The organism is Zarconia navalis LEGE 11467 (assembly GCF_015207075.1).
Taxonomy (GTDB): domain Bacteria; phylum Cyanobacteriota; class Cyanobacteriia; order Cyanobacteriales; family Geitlerinemataceae; genus Zarconia; species Zarconia navalis.
The window spans coordinates 1-15,738 of record NZ_JADEXN010000043.1 but is presented as its reverse complement, the minus strand read 5'-3'; the positions used below and the strand labels follow the sequence as shown (position 1 = coordinate 15,738).

Genomic DNA, 15,738 nt, shown 5'->3' with positions numbered 1-15,738 from the left:
AAGGCGAGCGAACCGTCAGTTGAAAATCGCGGGTGTCGTCCCGACGATGCACGATGGCAGAACGATACAAGGTTCGATGAGCCTTCAGGCGATTCAGGAGCAGCTTTCTAAGGTGGGAGAAATCTACCCGACGATTCCTCGAACGATCGCTTTTGCCGATGCTTCTCAGGAACATCAGCCTCTTGCCCTTTACAATTCTCGAAATCCAGCGGTCAAGATTCTCAATGAAATTGCCAAGAAGATAGAAGCACTCCCATGAGTAGAACGAAGCGAAAAAGAGAACCCTATCAGTTGAAGGGGGTCGATGCGATTTTGGGGGATGAGTCTCCACCGAGAAAGGAGGGGGAGGTGATTCCGCTTGCTCGTATTTCCCTGCCGCAGAATCAGCCCCGCAGCTATGTCGACTCGGAAGCGTTGCAAGAGCTGATTTAGTCGGTAAAGCGACACGGGATTCTCATGCCGTTGCTGGTTCGTCCCCAAGGTGATGGAAGGTACGAGTTGGTGGCTGGAGAGAGACGTTTTCGGGCGGCAACCGCAGCGGGGTTGGACGAGGTTCCGGTTACAGTTCGGGAGTTAAACGATGAGGAGACGTTCGAGCTGGCTTTGTTGGAAAATTTGCAGCGCGAAGATTTGAGTCCCGTTGAGGAAACGGAAGGGGTTTTGGAGTTGCTTAGGGTCAAGCTCAAGCGAGATGTGAAATCGGTTATCTCGCTACTCAATCGAGCGGCACACCCCGAACGAGCATCTGTGGATAACGTTATCCACAGCAAAGATTGGGAAATTGTCGAAGATGTTTTTGCAACGATAGGCAAGTTTACGCCGGAGAGTTTCAGAAGCAATCGCCTTCCACTCCTGAGTTTGCCCGAAGATGTGCTCGAACCGCTTCGAGAGGGAGCTATTGCTTATACGAAGGGCCGAGCGATCGCGCGAGTGAAGGACGACCGGGAGCGACGAAAGCTACTCGATTCGGCGATCGAGGAAAATCTATCTCTGAGTCAAATTAAGGAGAGAGTGGCGCGAGTTAAGTCTAGGTTGAGTCAGGGGAATGAGGGCGAGAAGGATTTGAACTCGCTTAAAGGTCGGGTTGATGTCATTTACCGGAGGATGAAGCAGTCGAAAGTTTGGGACGATCCGAAAAAGAGGAAGCAGTTGGATAAGCTGCTCAAGAACTTGGAAGCATTGCTCGAAGTCAACGAGTAAGTCCCGATGCTTGGTTCTCCCCAAAGGTAGCACCCGACCTCATTGATGCATCCACAGCGATTACGGACAAAATCGTTGTTGGCGGCCTAAACCTAGGGTTCATGTCATGAGACGCAACCCACCTCTAAAATCCTTACTAGTTAAGGCGTGTAGCCATTGAATTTCATTTTTAAGGCGATCGCTCAAATATAAGTTTCACCAATATTTCTTCTAGCGGTATATTTGGCAAAAACATTGCCGAAAACGAAAGCTGAAAGACCTCAAAGCATCTACCTCAAAGCCTTGTCACTACGTCTGAGATTTTCAAAACATTGCCTAGATTGAGACCTTCTCGGCAATATTTACATAAGTAATTTCCATCGAAAATGGCTCCTAATGGGGTTGACAAATGTGACATCGCTCTTAGTTGCGTCTGGTGACAGCTTCGCGCTTATCTACGCCTTGGCGGGAGAAATAATGTTGCCTACTGGTGATGGTGACAAACGAGCGGTTGCCACCACAACCCATCGGAAAATCGCAACTTTTTGACAGAATGCTACTCCAGTAACGACTGCTGTTCGTAATTTCGACGAGCGTCCATCCGAGCGTGGCGGCTGGCAACCTCGTGTGGGGTGAGCAGATTTCGATCCACCCATTCCAAACAAGCTAAGGCATAATCGCCAAGCTGATGGAACAACTCGTGCATTTCTTCATCCGAAGACACGCGGAGTAACTGATTTCGACACCATTCAGCTTTGTGTCGTCGCGATCGTTCGCGTTCGGCTCCAGGTTGCCAACCATTTTTGGGTTCCCAGGGAAACTCCATCCAGTTTGGGTCGGTGAAATCGAGTGCTACTTTTCGGGAGATATCGCCCTGGGAGGAGCTATTCGGTGGACTCCCTGATAAGCTATTTGGAGAGATCGACTCGCTCGGATGATTCTGGGTGAGGTGACTTTGCGAGGTAGGGGACTCACCTGGGCTTAGTTCGCGGATAACACCCTCTGGCGAAGTATCTGGAGGACTCCCCGATAAATCATTTTCATTAACAGCTTCCACCGGAGGATTTTGCAGATCGGAACTTGACCGCGTCGGGGAGTCATCTGGTTCTAAATTTTGGGAAACAACCCCCATAGGAGAATGTTGTGGACTATCCAACGAACTATCTTCGGTGATGGACTCAACTGGATGATTCTGTATAACGGAACTTTGCGGATTAGGGGACTCGTTTGCGTCTGGGCTGACTTCGCGTTCGCCCGAAACACCCCCCGGCGAAGAATCTACAAATTTATTGGACGTTGAGCTATTGTCATTCTCAACCGGACGATTTTGTACACAATCCCCTCCAGCGGTAGAAGGTGGATCGTCAGTTGGTAAGGATGAATACAGCTTCTCTGATGCCCCGTTAGGCATCGGAAACTGCTTCTGGGCAGTTCGCCAGTATTCGACGGTATACGGTATGCTCAAGAACCTGTCAGGCACCGCTAAACGGACATAGGGTTCCCCAAACTGATTCGCAGACAAATACCGAATGTTGACATTTTCAACGATCCCTTCTGAAATTGCCCAGGCATACCAGGGGTTAAATTCTGCTTCCCAGGATTTGGGTTGAGTTTTCTTCTTGCGTCGCTGTGGCTGCTGGTTCTGCTTCCACCAATGTTCTTTGAGAGATTTAGTAAACCATCCAGCAGGGTTTTTAATCGCGTTGCCCTGCTGATTCAACATAGCAATAGTTTTTTGCACCGCTTCGAGGCTGTATTTGAGGGCAAGTGACATCAACTTCTGACTCATCAAACCCGCATCATGAAGAGCTTGACCGATATCCTCTTTCTCAGGATTATTTTGAGCCTCTTGCTTGACCTCCTCGCGTTTCTTCGGTTTGGGCAGCTTTTTGGGTTTGGGTGGTGGTTCGCAAACCGTTTCTTCGCAAACGCGCTCGTCCTGGCTTCGGTCGGCAATCGTTTGAGCATCTTCGGGTAATGAAAACCGCCAATTTTCCGTACAGCATTCATCTCGAACCACATCATAGCTTGTGACAGTCGATGTGCCACCTACCTCTTTGCCAGTCTTCAAAAAAGCATCATCGCCTATGTTGTTGTTCTTTGTAGTTTTCTTCTGTGGATAGTATTTGTTAGAGCGTTCATTGCTGAACTCTCGAATGTTTGAATTTGAACTTTCGAGAGTTTGAGGGCGAACAGCATATTCTGCGTAGGGATTGTCGGCTATATAGTCGTCAATGGCTATATAGTCAGGAGAGTACCATTTGGTGCGATTGTACCGAGTTGTGTTGAACTTGTTGGTGGAGAGCATTAAACTCAAATCTTCAAGATCGCGAACGTGGCGACCGATTTTTTGAGCCGACATCCAGGGAAGCTGAGTGGCGAGCATCTCGTAGGTAAACCACACCCACTTGCGTATTTGCCCGTCCCAATCTTCTTTGATATATCCAGCTCTGGGGTTGGTCATCCAATAGTGGATTTGACTGAGGATGTGGGCTTGGTCAATTCCTAATCTCTTCGCCACCTCGGGGAACGCGACGCGCACTGAAGTGGGGGGTACCTGACGGTAACGGGGCTGAGTTGGCAGTGCAGAAAAAGGATATGCGGTTTGGTCAAACTGAGAATTTTCCGGTAATTTTCCGGTGACAGGTGATTCACACCTTGGATTATCTGCTACCATGATTGTTGAGGAGCCGCATGGTTTCATGCAGCACGACTTGCGCCGTAAGTCAGACGGCGTTTACATATGAACAGAAAAGTATTACCTTTTCTGGATTTTCTGCTCCGAGGTTCACATACTCAGAGTCAGGTGTTGGAAAAATTCAATAACAATGTGAGCGAAGAGCCAGTGTAGCCGTAGTTTCCTAGACCGTAGGCGAAGCTGGTTTTTTCGCGATTGCTTTTGAATTGATGCTATCGATCTTACAGCAGAATTGCGGGTCTGTTGAAGCTAGTTAGAAAAGGTTTTAGATCGATCGGGGGGAAAGGGGACTTCAGGCAAGCGCGAGACAACGGTGTCGCGCCACAAAGATTGTCTCAATTGCAGAATGCACCTGATGTCAGAATGTCCGATCGAGAACCGACCACCCACTACGGCTAAAAATCTGTGGGATGTTGCCGGAAATCATCTCTTATTGCTGCCATTATACGCAAATTCAGAGAATTGACCCGTTGCTCGAAAAAAGGGACTCTTCTCGGATGTCATGACAATCCCACGGTCTACGTCTTTGGTTCAAGGGTCTGTAGCTCAGTTATTAAGTTGTCACGGTACAGTATCAACAAAATCAAACCTCAACCGTTATGCAGTTGAGGTCAATAGGGGACGTTGCCCGGAGCGTCACTCATCGTCGTTTGATGTTTCTTCGTACATCGCCACGAGTTCGGCAACGAGCTGGCTAACTTCTTCGGCAGAAACGGTTTTACCCGTTTTCGTCTCGACGAGCAGCTCTTTGCCTTTCATCCGAGAGTTGATGCTTCGGGCAAGCCTGTGGGGAGTCGATTTGAAAGGATTGAGACGAGAGAGAAAATTCATAATTCTTCAGGGAAAATAGAGGGAATCAACGATTAACTTTCAGCACGAGAGATTGAAATACTCGTTCCTAGACCTGCACCCAGAAAGAAAGCTTGGCAAAAATAATCTGGACGTGCCATCAGCATTAGTAGTCCGGCAGTGCAACTCGCACCGAGAATCGTCGCAAACTGCTGAATCGTTACACCCCGACGCTGCGACTTACCCAAAATGCGCGTTCCGGCATCAATTGCACTTCGTTCGATTATTGCGCTGTCTTCGGGAGAAGCATTTTTCAGAGCGGCCAGTTGTTCGGGATGCCGAGAGAAATAGGCATTCCGCGCTTCAGATAAAATTGCCGAGTTCAATGCTGCGCCCTTGAGTGGTTTTCCGTGTTTGTCTTGATAGATAAGAGTCACGATCTGTAAGTCCTCTAGGATGTTTTGGTTCTAGGGTTTGAGCCGAGATTCATGTAAAAAAGTGCAAGATGACCTCGAAGCTCTTTTCCTGTATAGAGTTGAGTTTCAAGTAGTCAGTGGGAGATCGGTTTTACCCATTCTTTGAGAACGGCTTTGCAGACTTCAGTCAGTGTTGCTCGTCGCAAAATTGACTCACCTCGAATTGCCATCCAAACACCTTCGACTTCGTTGCGCTCGAAGCGAACGCCAAGAACGGAAAAGATGTCGTTAGCCGGTTCGAGTTTAATTGAAAGTTTCCAAGTCACGATCTTTGCTCGATGCGAAAATAATATTTGTACAATGCTCAACAAAGAGAGAAAGCGATCGCCATTTTCAGACCGGCTCAATTAAGTTGAGGGCGGTTGTAAGATAGCCGCAATAGTTGGGTCGTTTAGTAGGTTTTCAGAAATGGCCGGTCGAGCTATGGGTTGAGAAAGATTCTGGCTGACAGAAGTTTGACGGATGTCCGATTGCGAATCTCCAGCATCATTGCTTTTATCTGTCAGATTTTCTGAATGGTTCGGTCGAGTCATGATGGTATATTCATTATTCAAAGTGTGCAAAAGCAAATATTAGTTATTCGTCGAGAGCATCTTCCCAAAACTCGGCAATTATATGACGGCAGAGGGTAGCCGTTTGAGAATAATATTTCCCTTCCAAGCGCAGGTAAACCTTGACGATATCGGTCAGGGTAACTTTTTCTTTCAGGTACGGCAGAATTGTCTTGAAGAGGGCTAATCGTTGCTCTAAGGGGATATTGGGGTAACTAAGGTTACCCAATTCCCGAAACGCGGAACGCTTATCAGGAGGGACTTGTGAGAAGTTACCTGTCAAGTTACCGGGTTCCCCCTCGGGTAACTTTTTGGGAGTGAGTAACTTTTCGGGTAACTCGGCTGAGTTACCCAGATTTTGTCCCCAATCGATAAACTGGCTTTGTTGTTCGTTTGTCATCTCTGGGAACAACTCTTTCATCAATTCGATATAATTTGGGTCTCCTGGCTCGGGGAATGGATTTTTACCGAAGAGCGCATCTAAGCCATGATTTTCTGAAAGCTTCTCTAGCCCAGAATGAGGTGAATTTAGCGTTGAGTTTTGGATTGAGTTTGATGTTGAGTTTGGTATTGAGCTGGATGAGGTATTAACTGTGTAACTACCTGAAGGTTGCCAGCCCGATTCAATTAGAAATTGAGCGGGAATATCACCAACAAGGACTGGACGATTTTGAGATTTTAGCCAAGAATATTCGGCATCAGTAATCTCGTTTTGTCTGTGCAAAGTTTTGGCGTGTTTGAGGGCAGCATCACCCAGACGAATGTGGGTTAGGCTGTCGAGACAATCGCTCATTCCTTCAAAGCCTAAGAGTTTGACTTGCTTACCTTGAGCGTGAAGAATTAAGCGGATTTTTGTCTCTCGCGCTTCTAAGACGAGAGGCTTGGTATATGTCGCAAGTCCCTTGTACTTTCCTGTTTTCGGGTCGGCTGCACCGATGATATTTTCGGCGATGGCTGGCAGTTCGTCGATGGCTCGAACGAGCGAGACTTTTTGCTCCACAGAATCGATGTCTTTACTCCGTTCTGTCATCTGGGAGAGTAACAGTTGCAAATCGCGCTCGATAGCAGGAAAATCGCGTCCGATACCCACCACGGGCATTCCTCGCCATTGGCAGCGTTTCTGTTTAGTGGTCAGCACTTTGACATCGCATCCTTGCCCGATTAAATCGACAATCCATTCGCCTAATTCTGTTTTCCCAGAACCGGACTCACCCAGGACGATGATATGGGGATGTTTGTTGGGAATCAGCCGTAGTTCATCCCAATTAAATTGGCGAATGGGTTCAGAGGCGGCGGGAAGTAAGGGCTGATTTTGTCCGGTCGGTGTAGCCTGTCCCTGAAGCACCTGAAGCTGCCCAGAGAGAGTTGCCAGTTGCGCTTGCACCACTGCGTCGATACCGTCGAGTCTTGCCATATCCCTGGCACTGACGACATCATTGAGTAATTTCGTTTCATCTTTGAGCCTGTCTAACCTACTGCGCCCCCACCAGTGGATTGCAAAGCTCAGGGTGAGCGTGGCAACTTTCCAACCGCCCAAAGGCGTTATGAAACATCCGGCAAGAGCCAGACCAGCACCGAGAACGTGCTGACCCAAAATTGAGTAAGCGGTTCCGCGCTGGTGGTGTTGCAGTTGCAAGTCGCCTTCAGCGTTGAGTAAATCTGAAAACAGCAGCATCAACGGTTTTGACGGTTTTGAAATCTGGTGTGCCAGAGTCGGTGGGGGGCTGTTGCTGTTGGGGTTGTTCGGGAGTAGGGGTTGAGTCATGACGGTTAAACCGATATCGAACGATAGCATCGCCGTAGCTGAAAAAGAGGGCTAGAGCGACAACGGCTGCGGTTTCAATAGCATCAAGTTTGAATGGGACTTTGAATTGGGGTGAGAGAACGATCCAAAGGAATATTGCGATCGCTAGAAACAGAACGGTGAGCAGAATCAAGTTCAGGGTGGGGTACTGTTTGGCGAGAAATCGCAGGGCGGTACTGACAAACTGGAAACCCACAAAACCGATGCAACCCCAAGTGGCGATGTTGAGTATACGGAAGTCTTTGATCACGGTCTTCATACCTCCCTTGGAATAAGCCAAGGCTTGAGACTCGAATCAGGTAGCTCGAACTTAAGCCTTGTACTGCCTGCATCACATACCTTTGAGTTGCTTGCGAGCTTCTCGAAGCCGTTTGGAATATTTGTTAACTTCGCGCTGCGCTTTGACTTGGGATGCACCCATTATTGCTTCCATAATTAGAGGGAGACCGCCGAGGCGTTCGGTAAATAATGCCTTAGCTTGCGCTTCGTTTAAGCCAATCGACCGAATGGCTTTGCTGGCGCGGTCGGCTAATTCCTTTGTCTTCTCCATAAATTCCGCCTTGGATTCAAGCTCTTGTACTTGGGGTTCTTCGTAATAGTGAAAACTGGTATCGGGAATATCGAGCGGTGGGGTTTCAACGCGGATTTGGGGTGCGCTCAAACCGCCCATCTTTCCGGCTCCGAACGCTTTTCGTAGTAGTCCGAACATTTAGCTAGCCTCCTTGTTGGTGTTTTGAGAATTGTCTCGACCGACGTAAGCCGTCCAGACGCGGAACATGGCAGAGCGTTCTTTGGGGTTGCGATCGGTTGTGTCGATAACGCTAGTCGCGATATTGAGGTCTTCTTCGCTGACTCGACCCTCATCAAGGAGGGGGCGAATTTCGTTATAGAAGGTTTCCTGAACGGGCGAGCGTTCTGGTGGTCGGGATGGCTGTGTCATGATTTTTGGCGTAGTGCTGATGTGTCGGGTGAGAGCTTTTACGCTTTCGGGTTTAAAGACTTGCTCGGTCAGCTCTCGACAGGCTTCGGGGGAAATGAGGTTTCAAGCGACCCGAAGCCTGTTTTTTCGTTACGCAGACAGGGATTCGGGCTGTCCCTCAAGACAACTGGTAACGGCAATCAGAAGTTTGGCGTGAAACTCGCGAGGCAGGGAATCGACGATGGCAATAGCTCGGTCGAACTCCTGATGAGCTTCATCCCAGGTGAAGTACCAAATCTTGCTTTCATCTGCGGCCATCGAAGGGGTTAAATCGAACTCGATGGCAACTGCGATCGTGGCAATTAACCGCGTCAGCGAATCGGGATGGATTCGTTCAAGGTGGGAGCCAAATGCTTTGGTTAGTTCGTTAAGCTGCGGGGCTTGGAGCCAATGGCTTAATAGTTGTTGCGTTGTGGTCTGTTGGGCATTCATAATGGAGAGAAGAAATTAAATAATTCGTCGGGGAAAGGTCTGCAAACCTTTTCCCTGTTTTTTTAGAACGGTAGGTAGGCTGGAACGGGGCTGAAAGCTAGTTCGTTGTCGGTGGTGGCTGCATCACAGAGCCACGTTTGAAATCGAGTCAGTAGGCGATTTAAGAAACTTGTCACGATCTTGTCCTCAGAATGGTTCAGTAGTAGAGCCAGGGCGATTAGCGTTTGAGTGCGGTTTGAAATATCTGCTGTGCCGTCTTTCGGGTGTGGGTGGTTTTGCGCGAACCCTTGAAAGAGCTGCGCCGTGCTTTTCCCAAGTCGGTTTGGCGTTCTTCTAGCTTTTCGGGTTTGGATTGCAATCCGTTGAGTAGGTCGCTCTGAATTTGCTCGTGAGTTGTAGCTTGGGTTTGAGCGAGGGCATCGAACGCCTGAGAGAGTGTCGCATGGAAGGTTTCCGCGCTGTGGGCTACTAGCGTCAGAGCGGCGGTTTCGGCTTGTTCTGCCATCCGCTCTGCTGTATCGCGGTAGTAGGCAAGCTGACGTTCTTGGGCTGCGTCCATTGCCGAGCGCATAGCCGAGGCTTTGGTTTGCATGAGCGTTTCGGTCGGCAGGCTTTCAATCCGTTCGATAGTAGCCAGGGTGAGCGTTTTGGCTTTGGGGTTCTCTTCAATTTGAACCAGAGCTTCGACCAATTCGGGTTCTTTAAGTCCCAGGTATTCCAAGGCTTCCTGCCGTTTGAGGCTATGTTCCTCGTAAATTGTACTCACCGTTGCCATGTCCAAAATTTCGGCTTTGGGGTCGAGTTTCCGGCTTTTAAGCTCCTTGGCAAGTTCATCATCGGTAATGCCGATGAGTTGGAGTGCAACGATACGGGGGACGGGAGTGTCGCCGTCAAAGCCTTCATCGACAATCGGGGGCAGATTTTCTGCTTCGGGTAGTTCTTGAGGCTTGTGACCGTTGGTGGGAGCCTCAAACTTCGGGATGGTTTTGAGTGCTGCAACAGGAATCTCTTTGGTGCGAGGGTCGAGTCCGGCTTGAGACAGGGCGAGTTTGAATAACTGCTCGCTGGCATAGCCTTTTTGCGCCATCGCCTCAGCGCGAGGGAGGGTTTCAGGCTGTGCGGTAAGCGCGGACGATTCGGCAGCGACGGCGGGTTCTTTGTCGGCGTTGCTTGTTTTTCTTGGCATTTCTCAAAGTCTCCAAGTAGGTAAGGAACGAGAACTGTTCGGGATAGTTCTTGAGGGCGTAAATCACCAAGGTTTCCGAACGGGTGTCGGCAAACTTTTTAGCAATTCGTTTTAGAACCCAGGTGTGATAGGGCGTAAGTGGACGTTTTTTTGGATGCCCATCGGTAGTTGTTACAAGTTCGCCAAATTCACCGGCGATCAGAATTGAATTTCGGTAGTTGGTCACATAGTCGATGGCGAGGGATTCGTCTCGTAACACCAGGCGGTACGACCGCTGGATGTCCTGGCTGAAAGAACGCCTTGAAATCGGTTTGGTTTTGGGAACAAGGCTTGCGGTATTTGATGGCAAGACATCGGGGTAATAGGTTGTAACCATTGGTACACAGTTGTTTTAACGATAGAGGGTGTACTGGGGGTGGCTCGTCGGGCAGATGGGAATAAGAAAAGGGCGGTAATGCCCATCCAACAAAGATCTGAATGTTTTTTGGTGAACAAGAAGTGACTCAAATACACTTCATATTGTTTTTTGTAGCTTAACGTTACTCGAAGAGCTTGTCAACCCAATTTGTAGCTTCATGTAGCTAGTAATTACTTCATGTAGAGAAAATCCATTACAATAAGCGGTATGTAGCTTGAAGGAATAGCAGGATGGTCAAACGGATACACCTAACGCTTGACGATGGGGATTATGAAGACCTCGAACGATGGGCAACTTGGCAAAACAGACCTGTCGCGAACCTTGCTACGTTCCTTGTCCTGGAAGCCTTACGTGACGCACGTATCCAAGGGAAAATACCCAAAGATGATAAAACTTCCAGTGAAGAACTGGTCACCGAGTTTCTCCAAACCCTTTTAGAGGGCGAACATCCATCACCAGCGCAGATTGCTAAGCTCGCTCACCAACTCGATGTCAGTGAAGAACAGGTTGTCGAGTTATGTAAACGCCAGTCCAGTAATGGGAGTGACAGTTTATGCCATACATAAAGTCAAACCAAATTGGACTCGATGATGTTTGGAGAATCACTCATCAAAAAGGGTGGGATTTCACGTGGGATGGAGTTACCCCAATTGTGATCACACCTTCAAAGGGCTGTGCCGAGCGATTCATGGAGCAAGCCGAACTGACTCTCGCCTATGCATTCCCAGAATGTCTGATTCGCTTCCCAGAGAGTCAGAGACCGTATCGAATTACCAGAACAATGCTTAACCCAGAGATGATGTCTATCAACAATCCACAATCAACGGGGAATCCGGTTATCACTCCCCAAAACACAATCTGGACTCACACAACCCAATGGACACCAGAACTCTATGACGCTTTAGGTAAGATGATCGAGGCAGATGCGCCGATGGGACTCAGCACCTTCCCCGATCATCGCCAACGCTGGATCAATCAAGCTGCGGCCGATGCGATGAACTCAGATCCGCAAGAAGCAATCAAACGAAAGACAACTAATTTCTGGTTGCCTTCTTGCTTGCGAGATTTAGAGCGGTTGCTACGCCAGGAAGGATCGCTCGGAAAAATTTTCGAGATTACATATCAAGCCAAACTCAATGAAGGAGAACAGTGGGGAGAGTTCACCACGCGCTACGAAATTGTTGACAACCGCGCCACTCGTTTGGGCGTTCTGCTCAACTTAGAACTTATTCCAACGCCACCATCGGTACTGGCATGAATGCGTCTGGCGCGTTAGACAATAAAACCTCGTCTTTCACCGACATGAATGAAGGCGAGGTTTTGCGATCGGAAGAGCTTGCAGCCCTTACTCGATGGGGCATCTGAGCAACCATTCTCAAGATCGAGATAGCCTCATTTCCCGATCTTCTGCCCACGTTTTCGGGCGATTTTGCTCGATTTTGACGGTTTGACTTCTGCAACGGGGGCGATGGTCGAGAGGGCAGCGATCGCGCCTTTTACCTGGTCTGGCTTGACTTCGAGGTAGGTTTGTAGTTGGTCGAGTTTGCGGTGACCAGAAATTTCTTGAATGACGCGAAGGGGGATTCCAGCATCGGAGAGCAGGGTCAGGGAGGTTCGGCGAAAGCTATGGCTGCTCGCCCCTTCAATCCCGACGCGACGACAGGCTCGGCGAATAATTAACGCGCCGTAGTCGGGGTGGAGGTTTTTGCGCCAGTTTTTTCCTGGAAAGAGGAAGGGGCTGACGGGATGGAGTTGGGGGGCATAGGCTTTGAGGTATCCCCGTAGGTCTTCGAGAATCGGGATGGTGCGCGTGGCGAGTTTGCCTTTGGTGTTGCCTTTTCTGATTAATAGGTGGGGGCGCACTACGCCCAGATGGGTGTAGACATCCTGGGTTTGTAAGGTGACGGCTTCGTTGATTCTGGCGGCGGTAAATAGCATGACAGCGAGCAGGGTGCGGTCTCGCGTCGAGTCTACGCCTTCGGTAAACAGTTGCTGAATTTCTTCAGACGTGAGGATTTTGGCGCGACCGTGACGATCTACCTTCATTAAAAACAGTACCCCGATGACTGAAATCCAGTCTATCAGGGTTGTGGGGGAAAATGAGTAGCCCCGATCTATGAGATCGGGGCTAAATAATATTGTTTGGAAAAACCTTCAAGCAACCGTGGCAGTAGCGATTGTTTCTTCGGGCATTGACAGTTCGACGGGAAGTTTATCGGGGAGCTTGTCACGAATAACGGCAGTCACTTTCGCAGAATCCTCTTTATAGATTCGAGTGACTTTGGCAACCGCCAGTTCGGTCGTAATTTCAACTCCATTGTGCTTCTGTCGAACGCCAAGGGGCGAGAGAATTTTGCGAAGTTCTCGCTTGGTCAGACCTTTAATAACATCGAGTAGAACATCGGGCATTTCACTTTCGTTCTGTGCGCTTTCTGAGGAGATAGGAGAGGGATCTGATAGGGGAGTTTCGGAAGTCACTTCAACGTTTGCGGGTTTGGTGATAGTTGAAAATGGGGCTGCAACTGCGACTTTGGGGATGCCGTTGCGGAAGTGGAAAACCAGACCGACAACGAAATCGACCGCCATGAAGCAGAATAAGACGATCGGCAGACCGATAATGAGAGAACGTAGAGTTTCCATTGTTAAAAGACTGTATTGTGTGGCGACAGCGAAGGTGTAACGCTAAACCTGTAGTGTTTGGATAACCATTAAAACCTTCTGCACTTAGCATAGCACAAAATTTCAAAAATGTACCGCTATTTCCAATATTTACATTTGTACATTTTTTGAATGACTTGATGGCTTGCATCGGAAAAAGGAGAAGTTATCACTTTCGAGTATTTCCGATACAAGCTCTGGAGTTTGACTTCAGCCGAGCTGTTGGCTCTGGGGGATAGCTAATAGCAATAACAGCCTATAGGCGTTGAGGGCGCGGACAATCGAAGCGGTTAGGCAGCGAGCGGTTGCGGTGAATTATTCACCAGAGGTGCATTTTCAGGCTGCGGCTCGGTATCGACTACTCGAAATTCACCGCAGCTCAGGTATTCTTGCTGGTCTTTGCCGATTCGGACGACTATCTTGTCTTCTCCTTGCTTTTCGAGTCGATCCAGAATTACGGTTCCAACTTGACCTTGGATGTGGCGATCGCTCTCGGCGGTGATTTCAACGAGGGTTCCGGGCTGCACAACTGGGCGCGTGGCGGTCTGGGGAAGGCTTGCTTCTTTTGTTTTGCGCTGTTTGTAGAAGAACGTGCCGGGTTCTTGGCTGAAGTCGTACTCGGCGAGTTTGTGGAGTTTCTTCATGGTGGGTTTTTTGATAGCGCATTCCCACTTATCCCGTAGGTAGAGGCTGCGTTTGGGTTCGTCTAGGTCTTTGATGTAAGCACTGCGGTCGCGCTTGCGACAGCACCAGTCGGAATACAGGGATTTAGTTTTGAATCCCACCCAGGCGTGAAGTTCGCCGTTGATGGTGGCGTAGGCGAGGGTTCTTGAGGTACCGAGGGTTTGCAGTTGGGGGAGTTGCAATCGGTGGAGGCAAACGGCGGGAATGGTACAACGCTTGCCTGTCTCAATGAGTTGGATGATGGCGTGGGTTTGGTCTTCATCGGTGAATTTGAGAATTTTGCCCCATTGACCGACGGCATCGCGGTCGGCGTGTTTGGGGTGGAGGGTGTCGGCAATCTCGACGACATTGCCGATGACAAGGGGAACAAGACCGCGCAGACGGGTGGGTTCGATATGGGGTGGTTGCTGTCCGTTGATGCCTTCGAGGGTGAGGGTCATTTGTTCTTCGGTCTCGGGGTTTTGCTTGTCGGTTTTGGACTTTGTGGGCTTGAAGGCTTTGATGCGGTTAAGTTCGATATAGGCTTTGGCGTAGGCTTCGGGTGTGCTGTACTCCCGAACTGATTCAATATCGGTGAAATGGCTGCGGTAGCCCGTTTCGCTACACGGAATGGGCTGAGGTGGCTCGAAAGTACTGCGAAACTCAACGTGAACCGTATCCGATGCAATGCCCCAGGTGGGGTTGTAGGAAACGACAACGGGCGTTCCATCGACATCAATCTCGAACTCTTTGATGTCTTTGCACTTCGGTTTGTCGTCGGTGACAGGGGGTGTAACGGGTAACGGGACAGGTGAGGAAATAGATTCCTGGCTCTTGGTATTGTCTGTCTCAGGTGGGGCAACGGGAGCGGTCAGTTCGATACCGTCGGTCGAATCGGGTTCGTTGTCGGGGTTGTCGATACCATCGGTCTTGGGTTCGTTGTTGGGGAGGTAAATACTCTCGGGATTGTCGGGGTCGAAGTATCGAACGGTGTAACCCATCTGGCTCAGTTGGGCTTCGTACCGCTCAAAGGCGTGATGGGGAACTCCGGTCATCGGCACTCGTGCCTCACCAGAGCCTTTGCCAGTCATGACAAGTTCCAGCTCTTTGGCAGCGGTCTTGGCATCGTCGCAGAACGTTTCGCAGAAATCACCGACTCGGATAAATACCAGCTCATCGGGGTGTTGGGCTTTCAAGTCCAGGTAAGCGCACACTGAAGGGTGGGGGAGTCGGTTCTCAAATTGTTCGATCGCACTCAGAACGAATCGGATCGGTTGGTAGCTAAAATCAAGCCAAATCTTACTGGCCGGCGTAATCGTGCCGGGAACAATTTCGCTGACTCCAGTTTGGGTGAAATGGTGGGTGAGCGAAATTAGCACGTCGTAATGTTGCGCGGTGGGTAAAAGAGATAACATGGATCGAGTCCTCAAAATGGGTCGTCGTTCGTCGTCGAAAATGAATGCACCCGAGAGGTAAGTTGGTGTTTGGGTGGCAGCCCAAGCACCAGACAACATTTCAAACCAGAAAAAAATATCGAGAGTTAAAAAAACAGTGAGGGTAGTGCGGATTGAGAGCTATCCAGGCTGGTCGCCTATTCATGGTGGGAAAATCTTTCAAGTAATGATTGAGTTTTAAAAAGCAAGAAGAGATGATTTACGCTGAAGAGAAATCTTTGCTTTGCTTACTCATATTATAACACAAAATACCAGCTAAAACTTTAAGTTTATTGGCAACTTTTATTTAAAATACTGATAGTAATTTAATCCAAACTATTCCCAAGAATCTATCCTTGAGCGAGAGAGCTAGAGCTACACCAGACTGATGTGATTGTTCCCGACTTGCGTAGCCCTTTACAGCCCCGACACCATTGGGAAGGGTGACGGCGCAGGGTACTAAGTCTTGCCT

20 protein-coding genes and 1 pseudogene are annotated in these 15,738 nt (G+C 49.2%); 6 read left to right on the top strand and 15 right to left on the bottom strand.

Translation table 11 applies throughout. The features are described 5' to 3' along the window. The 4 genes and pseudogenes from IQ235_RS04030 to IQ235_RS04025 all read left to right on the top strand — a co-directional run. The coding region (locus tag IQ235_RS04030) for a ParA family protein (RefSeq protein ID WP_405196636.1) at positions 1 to 259 on the top strand (259 nt) is incomplete at its 5' end. Then, positions 256 to 432, top strand: coding sequence for a hypothetical protein (locus IQ235_RS18830; protein WP_319592543.1), 177 nt, complete (start codon positions 256 to 258; stop codon positions 430 to 432). The genes IQ235_RS04030 and IQ235_RS18830, both read left to right, overlap by 4 nt. A 12-nt stretch (positions 433 to 444) precedes the next feature. Further along, positions 445 to 675: pseudogene (locus IQ235_RS18895) on the top strand (ParB/RepB/Spo0J family partition protein); the annotation flags it as partial. A gap of 18 nt (positions 676 to 693) precedes the next feature. After that, complete coding sequence (locus IQ235_RS04025; RefSeq protein ID WP_405196637.1) at positions 694 to 1,200, top strand: ParB/RepB/Spo0J family partition protein; 507 nt, start codon at positions 694 to 696, stop codon at positions 1,198 to 1,200. 535 nt (positions 1,201 to 1,735) lie between these two features. On the opposite strand, the gene IQ235_RS04020 is transcribed toward IQ235_RS04025, so the two are convergent. The 12 genes from IQ235_RS04020 to IQ235_RS03965 all read right to left on the bottom strand — a co-directional run bounded on the left by IQ235_RS04020 (position 1,736) and on the right by IQ235_RS03965 (position 10,470). Further along, positions 1,736 to 3,856: a hypothetical protein gene (locus IQ235_RS04020; RefSeq protein WP_264320210.1), complete on the bottom strand. Its 2,121-nt coding sequence runs from the start codon at positions 3,854 to 3,856 to the stop codon at positions 1,736 to 1,738. Between the two features lie 657 nt (positions 3,857 to 4,513). Next, complete coding sequence (locus IQ235_RS04015) at positions 4,514 to 4,708, bottom strand: hypothetical protein (RefSeq protein ID WP_264320209.1); 195 nt, start codon at positions 4,706 to 4,708, stop codon at positions 4,514 to 4,516. 32 nt (positions 4,709 to 4,740) lie between these two features. Further along, positions 4,741 to 5,103 (bottom strand): hypothetical protein, encoded by a 363-nt coding sequence (locus IQ235_RS04010; protein ID WP_264320208.1) that lies wholly within the window; start codon positions 5,101 to 5,103, stop codon positions 4,741 to 4,743. A gap of 113 nt (positions 5,104 to 5,216) precedes the next feature. Then, positions 5,217 to 5,408 (bottom strand): hypothetical protein, encoded by a 192-nt coding sequence (locus tag IQ235_RS04005; protein WP_264320207.1) that lies wholly within the window; start codon positions 5,406 to 5,408, stop codon positions 5,217 to 5,219. A gap of 81 nt (positions 5,409 to 5,489) precedes the next feature. Then, positions 5,490 to 5,675: a hypothetical protein gene (locus IQ235_RS04000; protein WP_264320206.1), complete on the bottom strand. Its 186-nt coding sequence runs from the start codon at positions 5,673 to 5,675 to the stop codon at positions 5,490 to 5,492. A gap of 43 nt (positions 5,676 to 5,718) precedes the next feature. Further along, the gene (locus IQ235_RS03995; protein WP_264320205.1) at positions 5,719 to 7,368 is read right to left on the bottom strand and encodes a hypothetical protein; all 1,650 of its coding nucleotides are present in this window, start codon (positions 7,366 to 7,368) and stop codon (positions 5,719 to 5,721) included. Then, entirely contained in the window at positions 7,337 to 7,756 is a 420-nt protein-coding gene (locus IQ235_RS03990; RefSeq protein ID WP_264320204.1) for a hypothetical protein, read from the bottom strand. The genes IQ235_RS03995 and IQ235_RS03990 overlap by 32 nt, the downstream gene beginning before the upstream one ends. A gap of 72 nt (positions 7,757 to 7,828) precedes the next feature. Then, positions 7,829 to 8,206, bottom strand: a complete 378-nt coding sequence (locus IQ235_RS03985; RefSeq protein WP_264320203.1) for a hypothetical protein — start codon at positions 8,204 to 8,206, stop codon at positions 7,829 to 7,831. After that, complete coding sequence (locus tag IQ235_RS03980; protein ID WP_264320202.1) at positions 8,207 to 8,437, bottom strand: hypothetical protein; 231 nt, start codon at positions 8,435 to 8,437, stop codon at positions 8,207 to 8,209. It abuts the gene before it with no gap. A 129-nt stretch (positions 8,438 to 8,566) separates the two neighbouring features. Beyond that, positions 8,567 to 8,908 (bottom strand): hypothetical protein, encoded by a 342-nt coding sequence (locus IQ235_RS03975; RefSeq protein WP_264320201.1) that lies wholly within the window; start codon positions 8,906 to 8,908, stop codon positions 8,567 to 8,569. A gap of 217 nt (positions 8,909 to 9,125) precedes the next feature. Beyond that, positions 9,126 to 10,094: a hypothetical protein gene (locus IQ235_RS03970; RefSeq protein WP_264320200.1), complete on the bottom strand. Its 969-nt coding sequence runs from the start codon at positions 10,092 to 10,094 to the stop codon at positions 9,126 to 9,128. Further along, on the bottom strand, positions 10,018 to 10,470 hold the full coding sequence (locus IQ235_RS03965; protein WP_264320199.1) for a hypothetical protein: 453 nt from the start codon (positions 10,468 to 10,470) through the stop codon (positions 10,018 to 10,020). The genes IQ235_RS03970 and IQ235_RS03965 overlap by 77 nt, the downstream gene beginning before the upstream one ends. A gap of 272 nt (positions 10,471 to 10,742) precedes the next feature. Between IQ235_RS03965 and IQ235_RS03960 the strand changes: the two genes are divergently transcribed. Together IQ235_RS03960 and IQ235_RS03955 are read left to right on the top strand one after the other, a co-directional pair. Then, complete coding sequence (locus IQ235_RS03960; protein WP_264320198.1) at positions 10,743 to 11,078, top strand: ribbon-helix-helix domain-containing protein; 336 nt, start codon at positions 10,743 to 10,745, stop codon at positions 11,076 to 11,078. 122 nt (positions 11,079 to 11,200) lie between these two features. Next, positions 11,201 to 11,770 carry a PAS domain-containing protein gene (locus tag IQ235_RS03955; protein WP_264320197.1) on the top strand — a complete coding sequence of 190 codons (570 nt, stop codon included), beginning with the start codon at positions 11,201 to 11,203 and terminating at the stop codon, positions 11,768 to 11,770. 134 nt (positions 11,771 to 11,904) lie between these two features. Here the strand turns inward: IQ235_RS03955 and IQ235_RS03950 are convergent, their stop codons facing one another. The 3 genes from IQ235_RS03950 to IQ235_RS03940 all read right to left on the bottom strand — a co-directional run bounded on the left by IQ235_RS03950 (position 11,905) and on the right by IQ235_RS03940 (position 15,347). Continuing rightward, on the bottom strand, positions 11,905 to 12,558 hold the full coding sequence (locus tag IQ235_RS03950) for a tyrosine-type recombinase/integrase (RefSeq protein ID WP_264320196.1): 654 nt from the start codon (positions 12,556 to 12,558) through the stop codon (positions 11,905 to 11,907). 108 nt (positions 12,559 to 12,666) lie between these two features. Beyond that, positions 12,667 to 13,152: a hypothetical protein gene (locus IQ235_RS03945; protein WP_264320195.1), complete on the bottom strand. Its 486-nt coding sequence runs from the start codon at positions 13,150 to 13,152 to the stop codon at positions 12,667 to 12,669. Between the two features lie 308 nt (positions 13,153 to 13,460). After that, positions 13,461 to 15,347, bottom strand: coding sequence for a MutS N-terminal domain-containing protein (locus IQ235_RS03940; RefSeq protein WP_264320194.1), 1,887 nt, complete (start codon positions 15,345 to 15,347; stop codon positions 13,461 to 13,463). Positions 15,348 to 15,738 lie beyond the last annotated feature (391 nt).

Coding starts and splice junctions, on each gene's coding strand:
- IQ235_RS03990 (WP_264320204.1), bottom strand. CDS start 7,756: ATGAAGACCGTGATCAAAGACTTCCGTATACTCAACATCGCCACTTGG.
- IQ235_RS03975 (WP_264320201.1), bottom strand. CDS start 8,908: ATGAATGCCCAACAGACCACAACGCAACAACTATTAAGCCATTGGCTC.
- IQ235_RS18830 (WP_319592543.1), top strand. CDS start 256: ATGAGTAGAACGAAGCGAAAAAGAGAACCCTATCAGTTGAAGGGGGTC.
- IQ235_RS04000 (WP_264320206.1), bottom strand. CDS start 5,675: ATGACTCGACCGAACCATTCAGAAAATCTGACAGATAAAAGCAATGAT.
- IQ235_RS03940 (WP_264320194.1), bottom strand. CDS start 15,347: ATGTTGTCTGGTGCTTGGGCTGCCACCCAAACACCAACTTACCTCTCG.
- IQ235_RS03955 (WP_264320197.1), top strand. CDS start 11,201: ATGGAGCAAGCCGAACTGACTCTCGCCTATGCATTCCCAGAATGTCTG.
- IQ235_RS03970 (WP_264320200.1), bottom strand. CDS start 10,094: ATGCCAAGAAAAACAAGCAACGCCGACAAAGAACCCGCCGTCGCTGCC.
- IQ235_RS03980 (WP_264320202.1), bottom strand. CDS start 8,437: ATGACACAGCCATCCCGACCACCAGAACGCTCGCCCGTTCAGGAAACC.
- IQ235_RS03995 (WP_264320205.1), bottom strand. CDS start 7,368: ATGCTGCTGTTTTCAGATTTACTCAACGCTGAAGGCGACTTGCAACTG.
- IQ235_RS03960 (WP_264320198.1), top strand. CDS start 10,743: ATGGTCAAACGGATACACCTAACGCTTGACGATGGGGATTATGAAGAC.
- IQ235_RS04020 (WP_264320210.1), bottom strand. CDS start 3,856: ATGGTAGCAGATAATCCAAGGTGTGAATCACCTGTCACCGGAAAATTA.
- IQ235_RS03965 (WP_264320199.1), bottom strand. CDS start 10,470: ATGGTTACAACCTATTACCCCGATGTCTTGCCATCAAATACCGCAAGC.
- IQ235_RS03945 (WP_264320195.1), bottom strand. CDS start 13,152: ATGGAAACTCTACGTTCTCTCATTATCGGTCTGCCGATCGTCTTATTC.
- IQ235_RS03950 (WP_264320196.1), bottom strand. CDS start 12,558: ATGAAGGTAGATCGTCACGGTCGCGCCAAAATCCTCACGTCTGAAGAA.
- IQ235_RS03985 (WP_264320203.1), bottom strand. CDS start 8,206: ATGTTCGGACTACTACGAAAAGCGTTCGGAGCCGGAAAGATGGGCGGT.
- IQ235_RS04015 (WP_264320209.1), bottom strand. CDS start 4,708: ATGAATTTTCTCTCTCGTCTCAATCCTTTCAAATCGACTCCCCACAGG.